The organism is Kribbella sp. ALI-6-A (assembly GCF_001984195.1).
Classification (GTDB): Bacteria; Actinomycetota; Actinomycetes; order Propionibacteriales; family Kribbellaceae; genus Kribbella.
Genome location: NZ_MTQN01000010.1, coordinates 689,807 through 709,733 on the forward strand (window position 1 = coordinate 689,807; position 19,927 = coordinate 709,733).

Genomic DNA, 19,927 nt, shown 5'->3' on the forward strand with positions numbered 1-19,927 from the left:
GCGTCGCACCCTCGGGTGGCGGTGGCGGCTCCCAATCGGGCCGCCGCCGACGCCGGGGTCCGGTTGGCGGCCGAGGGCGGCAACGCGGTGGACGCCGCGATCGCCGCCACGCTGGTCACGATGGTGAACGAGATCGGCGTCGTCTCACCGGCCTCCGGCGGGTTCGTCACCCTGCAGGTGGCCGGTGGTGAGCCGGTCACGATCGACGGCTGGGTGGAGATGCCGGGCCGCGGTCTGCCCGGCGAGCGGTTCGGCCGCGGGGTCTGGGACGTGACCACCGACTACGGCGGCGGGACGACGACCACCGTCGGCCACGGCTCGGTCGCCACCCCCGGCGGCCTGAAGGCCCTCGACCTCGCGCACCGCCGCTCCGGCCAGGCGCCCTGGCGCGAGGTCGTGAAGCCCGCGATCGAGGTCGCCCGGCAGGGGTTCACGCTGAGCCGCACCTCCGGGTACTACCTCGGCTTCACCCACGAGATCATCTTCGGCTGGCACCAGCCGAGCCACGGCGTCGTGCACGACGACGAGGGCCAGGTGATCAAGGCCGGCACCACCGTGGTGATCCCCGAGCTGGCCGAGGCCCTCGAGCTGATCGCCGAGGCCGGCGCCGAGACGATGTACACCGGCGAGCTGGCCGAGCTGCTCGTCCGCGACATGGCCGAGAACGACGGCATCCTGACCGCGGAGGACCTGGCGGCGTACGAGGCCGTCGTGCGTCCCGCGCTGGTCGTGAAGCAGAACGGCTGGAGCTTGGCGACCAACCCGCCACCGGCCGTCGGCGGCGTCGCCGTCGCCGCGATGCTCGCGCTGCTGGACGGCGTACCGTCGCAAGGCGGGTGGAATCCGGCCGAGCTCGAGCGCCTGGTCGAGGTCCAGCACGCCGTCTTCGGCCGACGGCTGGCCGAGCTCGACGAGGAGGACGTCCGCCGGTTGGCCGGGCAGCAGCTGCTCGACCTCGCCTCGGCCGGGGATCTGCGCGCGCTCACCTCACCCAGTACGGCGACGGTCTCGGTGGTCGACGACGAGGGCGACGCCTGCGCCATCACGGTCTCGTCGGGCTACGGCTCCGGCGTGATGACTCCGGGCACCGGCATCTGGCTGAACAACGCGCTCGGCGAGCAGGAACTGCTGCACGGCGGCCCGCACAGCCTGGCACCCGGCACCCGCCTCACCTCCAACATGGCGCCCAGCGTTGCCCGCCGCGACAGCGACGGCGCGGTGCTGGCGATCAGCTCGCCCGGCTCCGACCGGATCCCGACCGCGATCGCCCAGACCTACGCGCTCTACGCCCACGGCGGGCTGTCGCTCGAGGAAGCCGTCGAGTTTCCCCGGCTGCACGTCCGGGTCCGTGCGGACGTCGTGGTCGACTACGAGGACGACCTCGAGGTGACCGGCGCGACGACCAGTCTGCCGCTTCGCCCGATGCCGCCGCACTCGATGTACTTCGGCGGCGTCGCGGCCGCGTTCTGGGAGCCGGAGACCGGTCTGCAGGCGGTCGGTGACCCCCGGCGGACCGGCGCGGTGGCGGTCTCGCAGTCGTGATGCGGCGCCCGCGCAACGACGGGTGTAACGGATCACCGGCAAGTAGCTGCCAATTCAGCGGCGAAAGCATCTTTTTCGCGGTTTCGGGCGTTCTTACTTGATGTGGATGCAGATCAGCTGGGGGTGGGTGCGATCGAGCAGGTTCCCGACCTGACCGTCGTCGTGCCGATGTACGACGAGCAAGAGGTGCTGCCGATCTTCTTCGAGCGGATGCGCCCGGTGCTGGACGGTCTCGGCGTCAGCTACGAGCTGCTGGTCGTCGACGACGGCAGCCGGGACGCGACGGCGTCGATGCTGCTCGCCGCCGCGACCGACTGGCCGCAGCTGCGGCTGGTCCGGCTGCTGCGCAACTCCGGGCACCAGGCCGCCATCTCGGCCGGGTTCCGCCGGGCCCGCGGCAACTACCTGGTCACCATCGACGCGGACCTGCAGGACCCGCCCGAGGTGATCGCGGAGCTGCTCGCGACCGCGCGCGATTCCGACGTCGACGTCGTGTACGGCGTCCGCTCGGACCGGTCCAGCGACACCTGGGCCAAGCGCACCACCGCGCGGATGTACTACCGGTTGATGTGCCGCCTGGTCGGCAAGGACATCCCGTTCGACGCCGCCGACTTCCGGCTGGTCTCGCGCCGCGTGGTCGACGCGGTGAACGCGCTGCCCGAGGACGGCCGGGTGTTCCGGCTGGTGATTCCCTGGCTGGGCTTCCCGAGCGCGGAGGTGAAGTACGTCCGGGCCGAGCGCGCCGCGGGCGTGACGAAGTACAACCTGCGCAAGATGCTCCGGCTCGCGTTCGACAGCGTCACCGCGTTCTCCGCGGCGCCGTTGCGGCTGGCCACCTGGCTCGGCCTGTTCGGCGGGTTGTTGTCGGTGGTGTTCGTGATCGGCGCGCTGGTGATCAAGCTGACCGGCCAGTCCATCCCCGGCTGGACGTCGACCGTTCTGGCGGTGGCGGTGATCGGTGCGATCCAGCTGCTCTGCCTGGGCCTGCTGGGTGAGTACGTCGCCCGCTTGTTCCAGTCGAGTCAGAAGAGGCCGCAGTTCCTCGTCGGCTACGACAGCCTCGACGACACCGGGCACCAGGTCCTCGAACGGGGGACCGTCCGCACTTGACGCTCGTCGACCTTCCGCCCACCGGTCGATCGGAAACCTCCACCCGGCCGATGACCCGGCTCCTACCGTGGTTGCTCCCGCTGGCCGTCGCACTCGCCGGACTGCTCTTCGTGGACGTCCCGGTCACGGCGATCCTCCGGTACGCCGTGTATTTCGCCGCAGGCGTCGCGCTGCCCGGCGTACTGCTGCTGCGTGCGCTCTGGCGTAGTACGGGCAACTGGGCCGAAGACATCGGTCTCGGCACGGTTGTCGGCTTCACCTGTCAGCTGCTCGGCTGGGCCCTGTTCACTCTGGCCGGCTGGCAGCAGGCGCTCGTGGTCTGGCCCCTGCTGGTGTTGGCAGTGTTCGCCGCCGCACCGCGACTACGCAGGCACTGGCGGATCACGGACCCCAATCCACTGCCGCTGACCTGGACCTGGGGTCTCGCCGGAGCCGCGGCAGTCATGCTCGGCGGAGCGACCTTCGGCGTCTACGCCTACCACCCGATGCCCCCGGCCGGTACGGCGTACTACCCGGACCTGCTGTTCCACCTGTCGATGGTCAACGAGCTGACCCGGTCCGTGCCGCCGCAGTTGCCGCAGGTCGCCGGGCTTCCGCTCGACTATCACTGGTTCGCCAACGCGGACATGGCCGGCGCGGTCGACATCACCCGCCTGTCGCCGATCCTCGTGCTGTACCGGCTCTGGCTGCTGCCGCTGCTGGTAGCGGGTCTGCTGGTCTTCGCCACCTTCGCCCGGACGGTCAGCCGCGCCTGGTGGACCGGCGTCCTGGTCGCGGTCGCCGTCGCCGCGCCGCAGTTCGCCCTGTGGGTCGACAACGGGGTGGACCTGGCGCCGCCGTTCAGTCTGATCAGCCCGTCGCAGACGTTCGGCATGCTGGCCGGTACGGCGGCAGCGGTCTTCCTGGTGGAGCTGCTGTTCCGCGGCCGGCAGCCGAAGGGGTTGTGGGTGCTCGCGGTGACCGTGGCGGTGGTCGGCGGCGGGTCCAAGCCGACGATCCTGCCGATCCTGGTCGGTGCCGTCGGCCTCTCCGCACTGTTCGTCCTGATCCGGGATCGCAAGCTGCCCGCCCGCTTCATCGCTGCCGGGCTTCTGCTGGTCGCCTCGGCCGTCGGCACGCTGCTCACGGTTGCCGGAAGCACCAGCGGCTCCGGCCTGCAGGTGCTCGCCGTGGTCAAGCTCCAGGGCGGCTACCAAGCGGCGACGCAGGACGCCACTCCAGCCGGCGGTGGCGGACTGATCCTTCCCGCCCTGACGTCCGGCCGCTTCCTGTCCGTCATCGGTGCGCTGGTCGTGTTCGCTCTGCTGCTGGTCGCCCAGTCGGTCGCACTGGCTGGGTACGGCCTGATGGGACGGCGCGAGCTCAGGCGGGACCCGCTCGGCTGGTTCCTGCTCGGCGGACTCGTCGCAGGGTGGGCCGGGTTCCTCCTGGTCGACCACCCGTCGGCCAGCGAGTCGTATTTCGTTCGCAGCGTCGTACCGTTCAGCCTGGCCGCGATCGCGTGGATGACCGCGCTCTGGTTCAAGCAGGTCGCGGACCGGCGGCGCGCGGCCGTCATTGTCGGAGTGCTGGCCGGCGGAATCGGACTGGTCTACGCGGCAGCGCTGACGGTGGCCAAGTCGGAGCCGATCGGCGATCAGCTCGACCGGGTCGTGCTGGTGGCCCGTCCACTGGTCGCAGCGCTGGCAGTCACCGTCGTACTGGTCCTGCTCTGGCCGTTCGCGACCAAGCGCTGGGCCCAACTGGCCGGGCTCGGTGGAGTGGTTGCGCTGGCGACCATCCTCGCGGTTCCGGCCGCGACAACCTTCGCGCTCGGCGTCCGTGCGACGCAGAGCCACCAGTCCACGTCGTTCACCTCGCCGCACTGGCGGGTCCATCCCGACGAAGCGGCCGCCGCACTCTGGCTGGCCCGGAACTCACAGCCGGACGATGTTGTCGCGAGCAACACGTACTGCCGCCCGGCCGGTCCACAGCGTCCGGGATGCGACGCGCGTGGGTACATCGTCAGCGGTATCGCGGGCCGCCGGACGGTGATCGAGGGCTGGGCCTACACCCAGCAGGCGATGAGCCGGCAAGGCGTCAACGGCGTGCGCTACACGAACCAGCCGTCGCCCTGGCCCGACCGCGTCGCCCTCACCGACCAAGCGATCGGCGCTCCCACGCCGGAGGTCCTGCGCCACCTGCGTGACCGGTACTCCGTCCGCTGGCTGTACGCCGATGCCTACGACGGCCCGGTCTCGCCGGAGCTTGCCCGGCTCGCGCACCTGAGACACCGCGAGCAGCACGTCCGTATCTATGAACTGACGCGCTGATTTCCGCGTAACATCTCCTCCGCGTGGAGCGTTAGCTCTACGCTGGCCCGTTCGCCCCGGTGCCGACGCGATGCAGGACATGCGTTTTCCGGGGAGGGGGCGGCAGTGGGCAGGATCTCGGGTCGGGCGCGTCCGGTGCTCGCCGCCGCGCTGACGTTCGCGGTGCTGCTCGCGGTGACCCCCGCGGCCGGCTACCAGGTGCCCTCGGCACCCTTCACCCAAACCAGTACGGCGACTGCCACGATGCCCGGCTCCGGTCTGACCCAGACGATCGACGCGAGCGGCCGGATCGAGTTGCTCGACGCAACGACTGCGGGGGACCGCGGCCTGACCACGGGCACGTACCAGCCGGCCGTCGGCGCGACCACGCCGGCGCAGGACGTGCTGGTCAACACCGGAGACTGCGCGGCGGTCGGCACCTGCGACCAGCGCGGCACGCTGACGATCTCGTTCTCCCAGCCGGTGCGCGACCCGGTCCTGCACTTGGCCGGCATCGGCGGCGCGTCCACCCAGACCGTCAACGGCCAACCGCGCGCGCAGTCCGAGCTGCACGCCGCGCTCCGGCTCCGAACGGCCGGCCTCAGTCTGCGCAAGCTGGGCCAGGGCAACAACCTGGCCGTCACCAGCGACACGATCACCGCCGCGAACCACGACGCCGGACCGAACTGCGCCACCAAGGACACCGGCGCCGGACCGGACTCGACCGCCACCGCGGCCTGCGGCTCGGTCCAGGTGAACGGCGTCGTCACAGCGGTCAGCTTCGATCTGACCGCCGTGTTCACCAAACACCCGAAGCTGCCGGCCTTCAACACCAAGACCTCCGCCGACGTGTTCTCGCTCGTCGCCTCGGTCGGCGAGGACTTCGGCGACGCCGCTGCGTCGTACGGCGCGGCGTGGTCGGTGCTCAGCGACCTGCGCCTCGGCGCCGAGGCGACGCAGGACAACGCGACCGTCGCCAACGCGACGAACGGTCCGGCCGCCGCCGACCAGGCCGACGACGGGGTCACGTTCGGCCCGCTGCTCACCAGCGCCACGTCGTACTCGGCGCCGGTGGCGCTGACCGGCGCGTCGAAGCCGGGGCAGGTCTGCGGCTGGATCGACTTCGACCGGGACGGCACCTTCGAAGCCGCCGAGCGGGCCTGTTCGACCTTCGCGGCCGGTCAGGGCCAGACCACGCTGAGCTGGGCCAAGTTCGCCCGGGCCGCGTCGGCCGGTCCGACCACCGCGCGGATCCGTGCCGGGTACACGGCGGCCCAGGTCGAGAAGCCGACCGGCGCGACCGACTCCGGCGAGGTCGAGGACCATCCGCTCACGATCGCGCCGCCGCCTCCACCGATCGCGGTGAACGACACCGCCGGTACGCCGTACGACACCGGCGTGACGACCGATGTCCTCGGCAACGACAAGCCGGGGGACCCGAGCACGCCGCTGCGGCCGAGCTCGCTGTGCCTGCTCGACGCGGCGGCCTGCCGGCAGATGGTGATCGTGGTGGGCCAGGGCAAGTACGTCGCCACGCCGGAGGGCCGGATCGACTTCGACCCGGTGCCGGGCTTCGTCGGTGTCGCCAAGCCGGTCGCATACCGGGTTGCCGACAGCAACGGTGCGACGGCGCGCGCGACGCTGACGGTGACGGTCGCGCTGCCGGCCAAGCCGGTCGCCGCGCCCGACACCGCGACCACCGCGCAGAACGTCAGTCTCGGGCTGACCCCGCTGGCCAACGACAAGGCCGCGCCCGGCGTCAGCCTCGACCCGAAGTCGATCCAGCTGCGCGATCCGGCCGGAGGCAACGTCAAGCGGGACCTGGCGGTCGGCGCGTTCAAGAAGAAGGTCGTCGTTCCGGGCGAAGGCAGCTACACGGTCAAGCCGGACGGCGGTGTCGACTTCGTGCCGCTGGCGCGCTTCACCGGCGTCGCGACCACGATCGGCTACCGGGTCGCCGACAGCACCGGCCAGCTGACCGAGTCGACGCTGGTCGTCACGGTCACCCCGGTGGTCCCGAAGGCGCTGGGTGACTCGGTGAGCACGCCCTTCGACACCAACGCCGTGGTCTCGGTGCTCGACAACGACGTGCCGGGTTCACCCGACGCGCCGCTCGACCCGGCGTCGCTCCTGCTCGTCGACCCGGCGAGTGGCAAGCTGGTGACCAAGGTGGTCGTCGCCCGGCAGGGCGAGTTCCAGGTTGCCGAGGGCAAGATCGTGTTCGCGCCCGCCCACGGGTTCCAGGGCGTCACGACCCCGCTCGGTTATCAGGTGCTCGACAAGAACGGCACACCGTCGCGCGCCCAGCTCGTGGTCAGCGTCGACGCCCCGGGCCCGCCGGTCGCGAACCCGGACACCCTCACCACGCTGCAGGGCACTCCGGCGTACTCGTCGGTGCTGGACAACGACAAGCCCGGACCGACCGGTTCCGAGTTGGTGGCCGGCAGTGTGCGGCTGGTGCCCGCCGAGCGGGGCGAGCCGGGGAACTCGCTGGAGGTCCCGGGACAGGGCAAGTACTCGACGCGGCCGGACGGGCGGATTCTGTTCGAGCCGGTGCCGAAGTTCCACGGCAAGGCGACCCCGGTGAAGTACCAGGTGGCCGACGGCAACGGAGCGATCGGCACGGCCACGCTGAGCGCCGAGGTGACCCGGGTCCAGCCCGACGCGACCGACGACACCGCGAGTACGGCGTACGACACGAACGTGACAGTTCGGGTGCTGTCCAACGACTCGGCGGGTGATCCGACGCTGCCGCTGGTGCCGACCAGCCTGGAGCTGATCGACCCGGTCGGCGAGGTCGCGCGTCAGGTGGTCGTGGTCGACGGTCAGGCGACGTTCGCGGTGCGGCCGGACGGCACGGTCGACGTCGATCCGCTGCCGTCGTTCACCGGCGTGGTGACGCCGCTGGCCTACACGGTCTCCGACGTGAACGGTACGCCGGCCAGCGCGAAGCTCACCGTGACGATCGCGAAGCCGTCGCCGCCGGTCGCGAAACCCGACACCGTCCGGACCCTCCAGGACGTGACGGTGCGCGTCGACGCCCTTGCCAACGACACCGCCGGCCGGGACACCGGGCTCGATCCGGTCAGCCTGGTGCTGATCGACCCCGCGGACGGTTCGCTGAAGAAGATCGTCACGGTGCCCGGGCAGGGCCGGTGGCACGTCGACCCGGACGGGACCGTGGTGTTCGACCCGATCCCGGCGTTCACGGGCCCGGTGACGGGGCTGACGTACCGGGTCTCGGACTGGTTCGACCAGGCGACGCGCTCCACGATCGCGGTGTCGGTGGCGCCGGTGACACCGGTCGCGATGGACGACAACACGACCACGCCGTACGACACGGTGGTGCGCGTGCGGGTCCTCGGCAACGACAAGGCGGGTGACCCGACCGCGCCGCTGATGCCGGGCACGCTGCGGCTCGAGGATCCGGCCGACGGGGTGTTCAAGCCGTCGGTGTCGGTCAAGGGACAAGGAGCTTTCACCGCCCGCGACGGGCTGGTCGTCTTCGACCCGGCGCCGGGGTTCAGTGGCTCGGCGCCGGAGCTGACCTACCAGGTGGCCGACGACAACGGGACGTTCGCGACCGCGGTCGTGCGGATCACCGTCGGGGCGCCGCCGGTGGCGCGGCCGGATCTTGCCTCGACGATGCAGGACGTGACGGTGACCGTGGACGTGCTCGGCAACGACAGCCCGGGCACGAAGGCAAAGCTGGACCCGGCATCCGTCGTACTGCGGGACGCTGCGGCGCGAGCGGGCTTCGCCCGGACGGTGACGGTGGCCGGGCAGGGCACGTACGCGGTGCAGGACAGCGGGGCCGTGGTGTTCGACCCGCTGCCGTCGTTCCGGGGCAAGGGGCGGCCGATCACCTATCGCGTTGCCGACAGCAACAAGTCGGTCGCGACCGCGACGCTGGTGCTGACCGTGAGGCCGATCGATCCGTTCACCGTCGACGACGCGGCCATCACGCCGCACAATCGCGCGATCACCGTCGACGTCGTGGCCAACGACAAACCTGGCGACCCGAGTGCGCCGCTGGTGCCGGCCAGCCTGCTGGTGCAGGATCCCGCCGACGGTGCCTACCGCGCGACGGTGACGCAGCCCGGGGAGGGCACGTACGTCGCGGACAAGTCCGGACGGATCACCTTCACCCCGGTCAAGAACTACCAAGGTGTGACGACGCCCGCGACGTACCGGATCACCGACGACAACGGGACGGCCGCCGAAGGGCTGCTGTTCCTGACCGTCGGCAAGGGGCCGGAGGCCCAGCCGGACAACGTGACCACCAAGCAGAACGGCGCGGTGACCTTCGACCCGCTCGCGAACGACCAGCCCGGAACGGCGGCGCAGCTGGAGAAGGCCTCGGTCCGGATCTTCGGCACCGCGCCGGTCCGGACCTGGGACCTGAAGGCGAAGATCGCGGGCCAGGGCAGCTTCGAGGTCGACGCGACGACCGGCAAGATCACCTTCACGCCGGTGGCGGCGTTCCGGGGGACGAGCTCGATCGCCTACCAGGTGACGGACACGAGTGGGAACAAGGCGGCCGCGACCGTCACCGTGACCGTGACGCGCATCGACCCGGCGCCGGTCGACGACACCGCGACGACGCCGTTCGACACCGCGATCACGGTGCCGGTGCTCGGCAACGACAAGCCCGGGGACTCGACCGCGCCGCTGGTTCCCGCGTCGGTCCGGGTGGTCGATCCGACGACCGGTGACCCGGTGTCCTCGCTCCGGGTCGCCGGGCAGGGCGTGTGGACCGCGCAGCCCGACGGGGGAGTGCGACTGATGCCGGAGAGCGGTTCGACCGGCTCGGTCACCCCGCTGACGTACCAGGTGAGCGACCGGAACGGCAGCACCGGTACGGCGACGCTGACGGTGACCGTCGAGGCCAGACCGGTCGCGTCGCCCGACCGGGCCGAGACCAAGCAGCACCAGCCGATCACCGTCGATCCGCTGGCCAACGACAAGCCCGGGCCCGGGGCGAAGCTCGATCCGGCGACGCTGCTGCTGGTTGAGCCGGACGGTGACCTGGTCAGCCGGGTGACGGTTCCCGGCCAGGGCACGCTGATGGTTGCCGAAGGCAAGATCTCGTTCAGCCCGGTGGTGAGCTTCACCGGCACCACCCGGCCGGCGCCGTACGAGGTGAAGGACAGCAACCGCAACGCGGCCCGCTCGGCCGTTTCGGTGACGGTGCTCCCGGTCCGGCCGGTCGCGACCGACGACACGGCGCGGACGGCGTACGGGAAGCCGGTGGTGGCCCCGGTGCTCGACAACGACAAGGCCGGTGATCCGTCGGCGGCGCTGAATCCGGCGTCGGTCGCGGTCCGGGATCCGGCCGACGGCAAGGACAAGAAGACGGTGACGATCCCGGGAGAGGGCACGTTCACGGTCGCGGCGGCCGGGACGATCGGGTTCGCGCCGGTCAGCGGGTTCAGCGGGACGACGCGCGCGGTCGGCTACCGGGTGACGGACGCGAACGGTACGTCGGACACCGCGCAGCTGGAGATCACGGTGGCGGCCCCGGCGGGCGCGCAGGCGGCTCAGGACGACGGAACCGCGAGCTCGGGCAATCCGGCGGTCGTCAACCCCCTGCTGAACGATGCGGCGACCGAAGGGGCGTCGTGGGTGCGATCGAGCGTCTGCCTGGTCACCGGCACGGCCACGTGCGCGTCGCGGATCGTCGTACCGGGGGTCGGGGTGTGGACGGTCGGCAGCGACGGGACGATCCGCCTGGTGCCCGAGCGCACCTTCGACGGCATCGCCAAGGCGGCGTACCGGGTCACCGACACCGGCGGCAGGACGGTGGACTCCCAGGTGAAGGTTGTCATCGGCGCCGATCCGCCCACGTCCCCTGAGCCACCGTCCGGCCGGGCTCCCGCCGCAGCGCTCCCGGACACCGGCGGCCCGTCCGTCTTCCTCCTCACCCTCGGCGGACTGCTCGCAGCCCTCGGCGTGACCCTGCTCCGCCGACGCCGCCCCTGAACGAGCCAGGCCGGGTCCCGCTGAGGAGCGGGACCCGGCCTCGCTTCACGACGTCAGGTCGGTGACCAGCATGATCTCGTCGCGGTAGTCGTCGGCGGCGACGCGGACCGCGCGGGGGTGCCGGCCGACGATGCGATAGCCGAGCTTGCCGTAGAAGGTGTCCAGGTTGCCGCCGTCGCGGATGGTGAGCATGAGCTGCTCCAGGCCGAGTTGTTCGGCCGACGAGCGCAGGCCGTTCATCAGCAGGCGGCCGGCGCCGTTGCCCTGGTACTTGGGGTGCACCATCACGCGCAGCACCGTCCGCCAGTGAGAGCTCAACTGGCCGCTGTTGGCGACGAGCAGGCCCATGCCGACGTACCGGTCGCCGTTGTGCAGTACGCCGAGCAGGTCCTGGCCGGCCGCGACCCGCTCCAGCGCGCGGTCCAGCGTTTCGGCGACCAGGTCAACCGGCGCCGGCGCGGTGAACCCGACGCTGCCACCGGCGTCGGTCGCCGCGACCCAGGTGTCCAGCAGATCCGCGCGCAGGCCTGGCTCGGAGACCGCGTCCGGTTCGATCACGACGTACTCCACGGTGGTCCCTTTCTGCGACTCGGTTGCAGGAAGGAGTCTAAATCAGCCTCCTGGGTACCAGATCGCAAACCCGGAAGGAGCACTGATGCCAAGCGTTCTGCACCGCACCGTCGACCTCGACGGAGTCGAGATCTTCTACCGCGAGACCGGCCCGTCCGACGCGCCCGTCCTGCTGCTGCCGCACGGGTATCCGTCCTCGTCGTTCCAGTTCCGGGGACTGATGCCCGCGCTCGGCGATCAGTGGCGGGTGCTCGCGCCGGACTTCCCGGGCTTCGGCTACAGCACCGCCCCAGACGACTTCGAGTACACCTTCGCCAACTACGCGACGCTGCTGCAGCGGTTCCTGGACGCGCTGGGAGTCGGCCGGTTCGTGCTCTACCTGTTCGACTACGGCTCACAGGTCGGCTTCCAGTTGGCGCTGCGGGACCCGGCTCGCATCGCCGGTCTGATCATCCAGAACGGCGACGCGTACGAGGAGACACTCGGCCCCAAGTACGCCGCGCTGAAGGAGTACTGGGCCGATCCGACCGACGAGCGACGGGCTCCGCTGGCCGAGGCGATCAGCTTCGAGGGGTTCCGCGAAGAGGTGCTCGGCGAGGTGCCGCCGCACACGGCCGAGCGGATCAGTCCCGATCTGTGGCAGCTCTCCTGGCCGTTGCTGCGGGATCGCCGCGACATCATGTCCGGCTTCTTCCTGGAGATCCGGGAGAGCGTGCGGCAGTACCCGGCATACCACGCCTATCTGCGCGAGTGGCAGCCGCCGACGCTGATCCTGTGGGGTCCGCAGGACGGGTACATGCCGGCCGAGGCCGCTCGCGCGTATCTGGCCGACGTACCGAAGGCTGAGCTGCACCTGTTCGAGGACGGCGGGCACTGGTTGCTGGAGAGTCACCTGGACGAGGTGGTGCCGCTGGTGCGCGACTTCCTCAGCAGAGTTGGTTTCGCCGCGGCACCCCGGTGAGCTTGTCGGGGTTGCGGACGACGTACAGGTGGCTGATCAGGCCGTCGTCGCCGACCGCCAGGAAACCGGCGGTGTCGACCTCGTCGCCGTCGTAGGCGATGTAGGCGATCTCGCCGTTGAGCTCGGTCGTGCTGAACTCCATCCGGGCGGTCTCCTCGGAGGTGATCACCGCGATCAGCCAGCGCGCGACCTTGTCGGCGCCGTACATCGGCCGGAGCGCGGCCCTGCGCTTGCCGCCGCCGTCGCTGACCAGTTCCACGTCGGGCGCGAGCATCGCGACCACCTGCTGGTAGTCGCCCGACGCGGACGCCGCCATGAACCGGTTGGTGAGCTCGAGGTGCCGTGCTTTGTCGACCCGATGCCGCGGCTGCCGGGCGTGCACGTGTTCGCGAGCCCGGTGCGCGAGCTGCCGTACGGCGGCCTCGGACCGGCCCAGCGTGTCGGCGATCTCGCTGAACGGCAGGTCGAACACCTCCCGCAGCACGAACGCGGCCCGCTCCAGCGGTGACAGCGTCTCCAGCACGACCAGCATCGCCATCGACACCGAGTCGGCGACCTCGGCGACGGCGGCGGGATCCTGCTCGCCCGGCGTCGCCGCGATCGGCTCCGGCAGCCACGGGCCGACGTACTGCTCCCGCCGGGACTTCTGCTGACGGAGCCGGTTCAGCGCGAGCCGGGTGGTGATGCGGATCAGGTACGCGCGGACGTCGCGGACGTCGCTCCGGTCCGCGGACGACCAGCGCAGCCAGGTCTCCTGGACCACGTCCTCCGCGTCGGCCACACTGCCGACCACCCGGTACGCCGCGCCGACCAGGACCGCGCGGTGCTCGGCGAACTCCGCCGCCAGCTCGTCGCTCACGCCGGCCTCAGCTCGCAGGTCTCCTTGAACCCCTGACTGGTCAGCCCGAGCGCGGCGTTGGTCCGCGAGCGGTAGTTCTCCAGCGAGATCTGCGCGGTGAGTTCGACCAGCTCCTCCTCGGACAGGTCCCGCCGCAACCGCTCGACCTGCTCGTCGGTCACTGTCGGCGGAGTCGCCGTCGCCGCTGCCGCGTAGCCCATCACCGCGCGCTCCAGATCCGTGTAGACGTCGCTGTCCCGCCACTGTGGCACAGCGCGCAGCTTGACCGGGTCGACCCCGCGGTGGTGGTGCTCCCAGAACCCGAAGTCCATGCACCAGCTGCACCCGATCTCCGTACTGGCGACCATCCCGGCCAGGGCGCGCAGCGTGGGATCCAGCCGGTTCCACCGAGCCGCGGTGCCTTCCATCAGCAGCATGGTGCGCAGCACACCCTTGTTGTGCAGCGCCACCTTGCCGGGAGACAGCACCTCGCCGTACTTGCGCCGGCTGTACCACTCCATCGCCCGCACGAACGCCGTTCTGCGGTGCTGCAAGCTGATCCGAGCCATCGCCGCGCCTCCTTCGTCAGTGGGTGTCGCCCTCACGGACACGCGCGGGCGCCCCGGTGTGACATGACGTGGATCACCGATCCTGCGTACGCTCGAAGCAGGCAACAGGGTTGGATATTCATTCGTTGTCTGACATACTCATTCACATGACGCTGAGGGTCGCGGTCGCAGGGGCCAGTGGATATGCCGGGGGAGAGCTGCTCCGGCTGCTCTCGACGCACCCGGAGGTGGAGATCGGGGCGCTGACCGCCGGCGGCAACGCCGGGTCCACCCTGGGGCAGCACCACCCGCACCTGACGCCGCTGGCCGGCCGGGTGCTCGAGGAAACCTCCGTGGCGACGCTGGCCGGGCACGACGTCGTGTTCCTGGCGCTGCCGCACGGGCAGTCCGCCGAGATCGCCGAGCAGCTCGGCGACGACGTGACCGTGATCGACTGCGGCGCGGACTTCCGGCTGGTCGACTCCGAGGCCTGGGTGGAGTTCTACGGCGGCAAGCACGCCGGCCACTGGCCGTACGGTCTTCCCGAGCTGCCCGGGCAGCGGGACAAGCTCCGCGGCGCCAACCGGGTCGCCGTGCCGGGCTGCTATCCGACCGTGTCCACGCTCGCCCTGCTGCCCGCCGTTCAGGCCGGTCTCGTCGACAGCGCCCAGCTGGTGGTGGTCGCTGTCAGCGGGACGTCCGGCGCCGGCAAGGCCCCCAAGCCGAACTTGCACGGCGCCGAGGTGATGGGCTCGGCCTCCGCGTACGGCGTGGGCGGCGTCCACCGGCACACCCCGGAGATCGAGCAGAATCTCGCGCCGCACACCGACGGCCCGGTCAGCGTCTCGTTCACGCCGGTGCTCGCGCCGATGGCCCGCGGCATTCTCGCGACCTGCAGCGCGCCGGTGGCCGAGGGCACGACGTACGAGCAGCTCCGCGCGGTGTACGAGCAGGCGTACGGCGACGAGCCGTTCATCCACGTGCTGCCCGAGGGGCAGTGGCCGCAGACGCAGGCCACCCTCGGGGCGAACACCGTGCACCTGCAGCTCGCGCTCGACCAGCGCACCGGCCGCGTCGTCGTCGTGGCCGCTCTCGACAACCTGACCAAGGGCACCGCCGGCGCCGCCGTGCAGTGCATGAACCTGGCCGCCGGTCTCGACGAGACCCTGGCCCTTCCCCTCGTAGGAGTCGCCCCATGACAGCTCTGGGGACCGTCGCCGTCACCCCGCACGCCTCGGTCGATCGGAGCGCCGGGGTCACCGCGCCGGCCGGCTTCCGCGCGGCCGGGGTGACCGCCGGGATCAAGCCCGCCGGCAAGCCCGACCTGACCGTCGTCGTCAACGACGGCCCGGAGTACGCCGCGGCCGGCGTCTTCACCACCAACAAGGTGAAGGCCGCGCCGGTGCTGTGGTCCCAGCAGGTGCTCACCGCGGGCAAGCTGAAGGCCGTCGTGCTCAACTCCGGCGGTGCCAACGCGTGCACCGGCCCGGAGGGTTTCCAGGACACGCACCGCACCGCGGAGGAGCTGGCCTCGATCCTCGGCGTCGGCGCGATCGAGATCGGCGTTTGCTCCACCGGGCTGATCGGCGAGCGGCTCCCGATGGACAAGCTGCTGCCCGGCCTGTCCGCCGCGGTCGGCGCGCTCGGTGCGACCGCGGAGCACAGCCTGGCCGCCGCGACCGCGGTGATGACGACGGACAACGTGCCGAAGCAGGCGGTGCTCACTCACGAGGGCGGCTGGAGCATCGGCGGTTTCGCCAAGGGCGCCGGCATGTGCGCGCCGAACATGGCGACCATGCTCAGCGTGATCACCACCGACGCCGTACTGGACCAGCCGCACCTCGACCACGCGCTGCGCAACGCGGTCGGCAAGACCTTCAACCGGCTCGACGTCGACGGGGGAACGTCGACCAACGACACCGTGCTGCTGCTCAGCTCGGGCGCCTCGGGTGTCACCGTGACGCCGGAGGAGTTCGAGGTGGCGCTGACCGCGCTGGCCGCCGACCTGGTCAAGCAGCTGCAGGCCGACGCCGAGGGTGTCACCAAGCACGTCAGCATCACCGTGCTGAACGCGGCCACCGAGGCCGAGGCGGTCGCCGCCGCCAAGGTGGTTGCCGAGGACAACCTCTGCAAAACCGCCTTCTTCGCCGGCGATCCGAACTGGGGACGGATCGCGATGGCGGTGGGCAACGCGCCGACGGCGTTCGACCCGCAGCTGCTCGACATCACGCTGAACGGGGCCGCGATCTGCGTGGCCGGTGGCAAGGGTGTGGATCGGTCCGAGGCGGATCTGTCCGGGCCGGAGATCGACGTGGTGATCGATCTGCACGCCGGTGACGCGTCCGCGACGGTGCTGACGACCGACCTGTCGCACGCGTACGTCGAAGAGAACTCGGCGTACTCCTCATGACGGTCCAGAAAGTGCCGACCAGTTCGGCCAGCGCGCAGGCGAACGCCGTCGAGAAGGCGGCCGTGCTGACCGAGGCGTTGCCGTGGCTCAAGCAGTTCCACGGCAAGACGATCGTGGTGAAGTACGGCGGCAACGCGATGGTCGACGACGAGCTGAAGCAGGCCTTCGCCTCCGACATCGTGTTCCTGCGGCACTGCGGCGTCCGGGTGGTCGTCGTTCACGGTGGTGGCCCGCAGATCAGCGAGATGCTCGGCCGGCTCGGCATCGACAGCGAGTTCCGCGGCGGGCTGCGGGTGACCACGCCCGAGGCGATGGACGTGGTCGGCATGGTTCTGGTCGGCAAGGTCGGCCGCGAGCTGGTCGGCCTGCTGAACGCGCACGGCCCGTTCGCGGTCGGCATGTCCGGTGAGGACGCCGGGCTGTTCACCGCCGAGCGGCGCGGGCTGATGATCGACGGCGAGGCGGTCGACATCGGCCTGGTCGGCGACGTGGTCGACGTCCGGCCCGAAGCGGTGATCGACCTGATCGACGCCGGCCGGATCCCGGTCGTGTCGACGATTGCCCCGGACGAAGACGGCCAGGCGCACAACGTGAACGCCGACACCGCCGCGTCCGCGCTGGCGGTCGCGCTCGGCGCCGAGAAGCTCGTCGTACTGACCGACGTCGCCGGGCTGTACCGCAACTGGCCGGACAGCGACGACATCATCACCCAGATCGACGCCGCCGAACTGGCCGAGCTGCTGCCGACGCTGGCCTCCGGCATGGTGCCGAAGATGGAGGCGTGCCTGCGCGCTGTCCAATCTGGTGTCTCGCGCGCCACCGTGATCGACGGCCGCGTACCGCACTCGCTGCTGCTCGAGATCTTCACCGACGCCGGAAGTGGAACCCAGGTGATCCCGTCATGACCGAACTGATGCCGCCCGAGCTGAGCGAGCTGTCGACCACCTCCAGCACCGGCGCCGCCTTGACCGAGCGCTACACGCACTCGCTGATGAACACCTTCGGACCGCCGAAGAAGGTTCTGGTCCGTGGCGAGGGCGCTTACCTGTGGGATGCCGACGGCAAGAAATACCTCGACCTGCTCGGCGGCCTCGCGGTCAACTCGCTCGGCCACGCGCACCCGTTCGTGGTGTCCGCGGTCACCAGCCAGCTCACCACGCTCGGCCACGTGTCGAACTTCTTCGCCTCCGCGCCGCAGATCGCGCTGGCCGAGAAGCTGCTCTCGCTCATCGACGCCCCCGGCGGCAAGGTGTTCTTCACCAACTCCGGCACCGAGGCGAACGAAGCGGCGTTCAAGATCACCCGCAAGACCGGCCGGACCAAGATCGTGTCCACCGTCGGCGCCTTCCACGGCCGTTCGATGGGCGCGCTGGCGATCACCTGGAAGCCGGCGTACCGGGAGCTGTTCGCGCCGCTGCCCGGCGACGTCACCTTCGTCCCGTACGGCGACGCCGCGGCGCTCGAGGCCGCGGTCGACGACGAGACGGCCGCGGTGGTGCTCGAGCCGATCCAGGGGGAGAACGGCGTCGTCGTCCCGCCGGCCGGCTACCTGCAGGCCGCGCGGCGGATCACCTCCGAGCACAACGCGCTGCTGTGGATCGACGAGATCCAGACCGGCATCGGCCGGACCGGGGACTGGTTCGCGTTCCAGGCCGAGGGCATCGTGCCGGACCTGGTGACGGTGGCGAAGGGGCTCGGCGCGGGCATCCCGATCGGCGCCTGCCTCGGCTTCGGCGCCGCGGCCGACCTGCTCCAGCCGGGCAACCACGGTACGACGTTCGGCGGCAACCCGGTGGCCTCGATCGCCGGGCTCGCGGTGCTGACGGTGATCGAGCGGGACGGCCTGCTCGCCAACGTCAGTGCCGTCGGCAACCACCTCGCGGCGGCGGTCGAAGCGCTCGACCACCCGCTGATCGCCGGCGTCCGTGGTCGCGGGCTGTTGCTGGCGATCGAGCTGACCCAGCCGGTCTCCGACCAGGTCGCGGCGCTCGCGCTGGAGGCCGGGTTCGTGATCAACAACCCGATTCCCGACGCGTTGCGCCTGGCGCCTCCGTACATTCTGACCAAGGCGGACGTGGACAGCTTCGTGTCCGCGCTGCCCGACCTGCTGAACAAGGTGGAGGTCTCATGACGCATCATTTTTTGCGGGACGACGACCTCAGTCCGGTCGAGCAGGACGAGGTGCTGACGCTCGCGCAGCAGCTGGCCGACGACCGGTTCGGGCACAAGCCGCTGGCCGGGCCGCAGACCGTCGCGGTGATCTTCGACAAGACCTCGACCCGGACCAGGATCTCGTTCGCGGTCGGCATCGCCGATCTCGGCGGGGTGCCGCTGATCATCGACGCGCAGACCTCGCAGCTCGGCCGGGGGGAGCCGATCGCCGACACCGCGCGGGTGCTGGACCGGCAGGTCGCCGCGATCGTCTGGCGGACCTCCGCGCAGACCCGGATCGAGGAAATGGCCGGCGCGTCGAAGGTGCCGGTGGTGAACGCGCTGACCGACGAGTTCCACCCGTGCCAGATCCTCGCCGACCTGCTGACCGTCCGGCAGCACAAGGGCGCGACCGCCGGGCTGAAGCTGACCTACCTCGGCGACGGCGCGAACAACATGGCCCACTCGTACCTGCTCGGCGGCGCGACCGCCGGCATGCACGTGGTGATCGGTTCACCCGCGGAGTACCAGCCGGACGCCGCGATCCTGGCCAAGGCCGTCGAGATCGCCGCGAGCACGGGCGGTTCGGTCGCCTGGACCGCGGACGCCACCGAGGCGATCGCCGGCGCGGACGTCGTTGCCACCGACACCTGGGTCTCGATGGGTCAGGAAGCCGAGGCGGAGCTGCGCGAAGCGCCCTTCGTCCCGTACGCGGTCACCGAGCAGCTGCTGACGAAGGCGAAGGCCGACGCGATCGTGCTGCACTGCCTGCCGGCCTACCGGGGCAAGGAGATCGACGCCGCCGTGCTCGACGGCCCGCAGTCCGTCGTCTGGGACGAGGCCGAGAACCGCCTGCACGCCCAGAAGGCCTTGCTTTCCTGGCTGCTGGCCCGAAACTTCTCCTCATGACCACGAACCCGAACGGCCCGGACCGGCAGGAGACCCGCACGCTGATCGCGCCGACCACCAAGACGGCCCGGCAGCAACGGATCGTGGAGCTGCTCGGCCGCCAGCCGGTGCGCTCGCAGACCGAGCTCGCCGAGTTGCTGGCCGGCGCGGGGCTCGGAGTCGGCCAGGCGACGCTGTCGCGCGACCTGGTGGAGATCGGCGCGGTGAAGGTTCGCGACGCGATCGGCCAGCTCGTGTACGCCGTACCGGGGGAGGGCGGGGACCGTAGCCCGCGCGCCGGTGAGGCCGCGGCGTTCGAGGCGCGGCTGGCTCGCGTCGCGTCCGAGCTGCTCGTCTCGGCCGAGGGCAGCGCCAACCTGGTCATCCTGCGAACGCCGCCCGGCGCCGCGCAGTACTTCGCCTCCGCGATCGATCACGTGGGCCTGGACGACGTGCTCGGGACGATCGCGGGTGACGACACCGTGATGGTTGTCTCGCGCAACCCGACCGGTGGCGAGGCCCTGGCGGCCCGCTTCCTCAATCTGGCCGCCCGGACCGAGAAGGATTAGAACTGAAGCTGTTGCTATCAGCAACTGATCGGCACCCGGACCTGGTGGGTGTCTTGGCTAGTGAGAG

General features: G+C 70.9%; 14 protein-coding genes. 11 read left to right on the forward strand and 3 right to left on the reverse strand.

Going from position 1 to position 19,927, the window contains the following annotated elements; genetic code table 11:
• Positions 1-21 precede the first annotated feature (21 nt).
• The 4 genes from BWI15_RS17665 (at position 22) to BWI15_RS17680 (ending at position 10,925) form a co-directional block, all read left to right on the forward strand.
• Positions 22-1,542 (forward strand): gamma-glutamyltransferase, encoded by a 1,521-nt coding sequence (locus tag BWI15_RS17665; RefSeq protein ID WP_237771325.1) that lies wholly within the window; start codon positions 22-24, stop codon positions 1,540-1,542.
• Positions 1,543-1,665: 123 nt separating this feature from the next.
• Complete coding sequence (locus BWI15_RS17670; protein WP_237771326.1) at positions 1,666-2,652, forward strand: glycosyltransferase family 2 protein; 987 nt, start codon at positions 1,666-1,668, stop codon at positions 2,650-2,652.
• Between the two features lie 50 nt (positions 2,653-2,702).
• A complete protein-coding gene (locus BWI15_RS17675) occupies positions 2,703-4,964 on the forward strand; it encodes a hypothetical protein (RefSeq protein ID WP_077015490.1) in 2,262 nt (753 codons plus the stop codon).
• A 105-nt stretch (positions 4,965-5,069) separates the two neighbouring features.
• On the forward strand, positions 5,070-10,925 hold the full coding sequence (locus BWI15_RS17680; RefSeq protein ID WP_237771327.1) for an Ig-like domain-containing protein: 5,856 nt from the start codon (positions 5,070-5,072) through the stop codon (positions 10,923-10,925).
• A 45-nt stretch (positions 10,926-10,970) separates the two neighbouring features.
• Here the strand turns inward: BWI15_RS17680 and BWI15_RS17685 are convergent, their stop codons facing one another.
• Positions 10,971-11,495 carry a GNAT family N-acetyltransferase gene (locus BWI15_RS17685; protein WP_077015491.1) on the reverse strand — a complete coding sequence of 175 codons (525 nt, stop codon included), beginning with the start codon at positions 11,493-11,495 and terminating at the stop codon, positions 10,971-10,973.
• An 85-nt stretch (positions 11,496-11,580) separates the two neighbouring features.
• Between BWI15_RS17685 and BWI15_RS17690 the strand changes: the two genes are divergently transcribed.
• Positions 11,581-12,456: an alpha/beta fold hydrolase gene (locus BWI15_RS17690; RefSeq protein WP_077015492.1), complete on the forward strand. Its 876-nt coding sequence runs from the start codon at positions 11,581-11,583 to the stop codon at positions 12,454-12,456.
• Here the strand turns inward: BWI15_RS17690 and BWI15_RS17695 are convergent.
• Both BWI15_RS17695 and BWI15_RS17700 read right to left on the reverse strand, forming a co-directional pair.
• Positions 12,422-13,315, reverse strand: a complete 894-nt coding sequence (locus BWI15_RS17695) for an RNA polymerase sigma-70 factor (RefSeq protein ID WP_077015493.1) — start codon at positions 13,313-13,315, stop codon at positions 12,422-12,424. The genes BWI15_RS17690 and BWI15_RS17695 overlap by 35 nt on opposite strands.
• Positions 13,312-13,863, reverse strand: a complete 552-nt coding sequence (locus BWI15_RS17700) for a carboxymuconolactone decarboxylase family protein (RefSeq protein ID WP_077015494.1) — start codon at positions 13,861-13,863, stop codon at positions 13,312-13,314. Before BWI15_RS17700 ends, BWI15_RS17695 begins: the two co-directional genes overlap by 4 nt.
• A gap of 146 nt (positions 13,864-14,009) precedes the next feature.
• On the opposite strand from BWI15_RS17700, the gene argC reads away from it, so the two are divergent.
• The 6 genes from argC to BWI15_RS17730 are packed head-to-tail and all read left to right on the forward strand — an operon-like array spanning position 14,010 to position 19,860.
• A complete protein-coding gene (gene argC / locus BWI15_RS17705) occupies positions 14,010-15,041 on the forward strand; it encodes an N-acetyl-gamma-glutamyl-phosphate reductase (protein ID WP_077015495.1) in 1,032 nt (343 codons plus the stop codon).
• Positions 15,038-16,252, forward strand: coding sequence for a bifunctional glutamate N-acetyltransferase/amino-acid acetyltransferase ArgJ (gene argJ / locus BWI15_RS17710; protein WP_077015496.1), 1,215 nt, complete (start codon positions 15,038-15,040; stop codon positions 16,250-16,252). Before argC ends, argJ begins: the two co-directional genes overlap by 4 nt.
• Positions 16,249-17,157, forward strand: coding sequence for an acetylglutamate kinase (gene argB, locus BWI15_RS17715; RefSeq protein ID WP_077015497.1), 909 nt, complete (start codon positions 16,249-16,251; stop codon positions 17,155-17,157). The genes argJ and argB overlap by 4 nt, the downstream gene beginning before the upstream one ends.
• Entirely contained in the window at positions 17,154-18,383 is a 1,230-nt protein-coding gene (locus BWI15_RS17720; RefSeq protein ID WP_077015498.1) for an acetylornithine transaminase, read from the forward strand. The genes argB and BWI15_RS17720 overlap by 4 nt, the downstream gene beginning before the upstream one ends.
• A complete protein-coding gene (gene argF / locus BWI15_RS17725) occupies positions 18,380-19,312 on the forward strand; it encodes an ornithine carbamoyltransferase (protein WP_077015499.1) in 933 nt (310 codons plus the stop codon). The genes BWI15_RS17720 and argF overlap by 4 nt, the downstream gene beginning before the upstream one ends.
• The gene (locus tag BWI15_RS17730; RefSeq protein ID WP_077015500.1) at positions 19,309-19,860 is read left to right on the forward strand and encodes an arginine repressor; all 552 of its coding nucleotides are present in this window, start codon (positions 19,309-19,311) and stop codon (positions 19,858-19,860) included. Before argF ends, BWI15_RS17730 begins: the two co-directional genes overlap by 4 nt.
• Positions 19,861-19,927 lie beyond the last annotated feature (67 nt).

Excerpts from the sequence above, each read along its gene's own strand:
- BWI15_RS17675 (WP_077015490.1), top strand. The coding sequence starts at position 2,703 with ATGACCCGGCTCCTACCGTGGTTGCTCCCGCTGGCCGTCGCACTCGCC.
- BWI15_RS17690 (WP_077015492.1), top strand. The coding sequence starts at position 11,581 with ATGCCAAGCGTTCTGCACCGCACCGTCGACCTCGACGGAGTCGAGATC.
- BWI15_RS17700 (WP_077015494.1), bottom strand. The coding sequence starts at position 13,863 with ATGGCTCGGATCAGCTTGCAGCACCGCAGAACGGCGTTCGTGCGGGCG.
- argC (WP_077015495.1), top strand. The coding sequence starts at position 14,010 with ATGACGCTGAGGGTCGCGGTCGCAGGGGCCAGTGGATATGCCGGGGGA.
- argJ (WP_077015496.1), top strand. The coding sequence starts at position 15,038 with ATGACAGCTCTGGGGACCGTCGCCGTCACCCCGCACGCCTCGGTCGAT.
- argB (WP_077015497.1), top strand. The coding sequence starts at position 16,249 with ATGACGGTCCAGAAAGTGCCGACCAGTTCGGCCAGCGCGCAGGCGAAC.
- BWI15_RS17720 (WP_077015498.1), top strand. The coding sequence starts at position 17,154 with ATGACCGAACTGATGCCGCCCGAGCTGAGCGAGCTGTCGACCACCTCC.
- argF (WP_077015499.1), top strand. The coding sequence starts at position 18,380 with ATGACGCATCATTTTTTGCGGGACGACGACCTCAGTCCGGTCGAGCAG.
- BWI15_RS17730 (WP_077015500.1), top strand. The coding sequence starts at position 19,309 with ATGACCACGAACCCGAACGGCCCGGACCGGCAGGAGACCCGCACGCTG.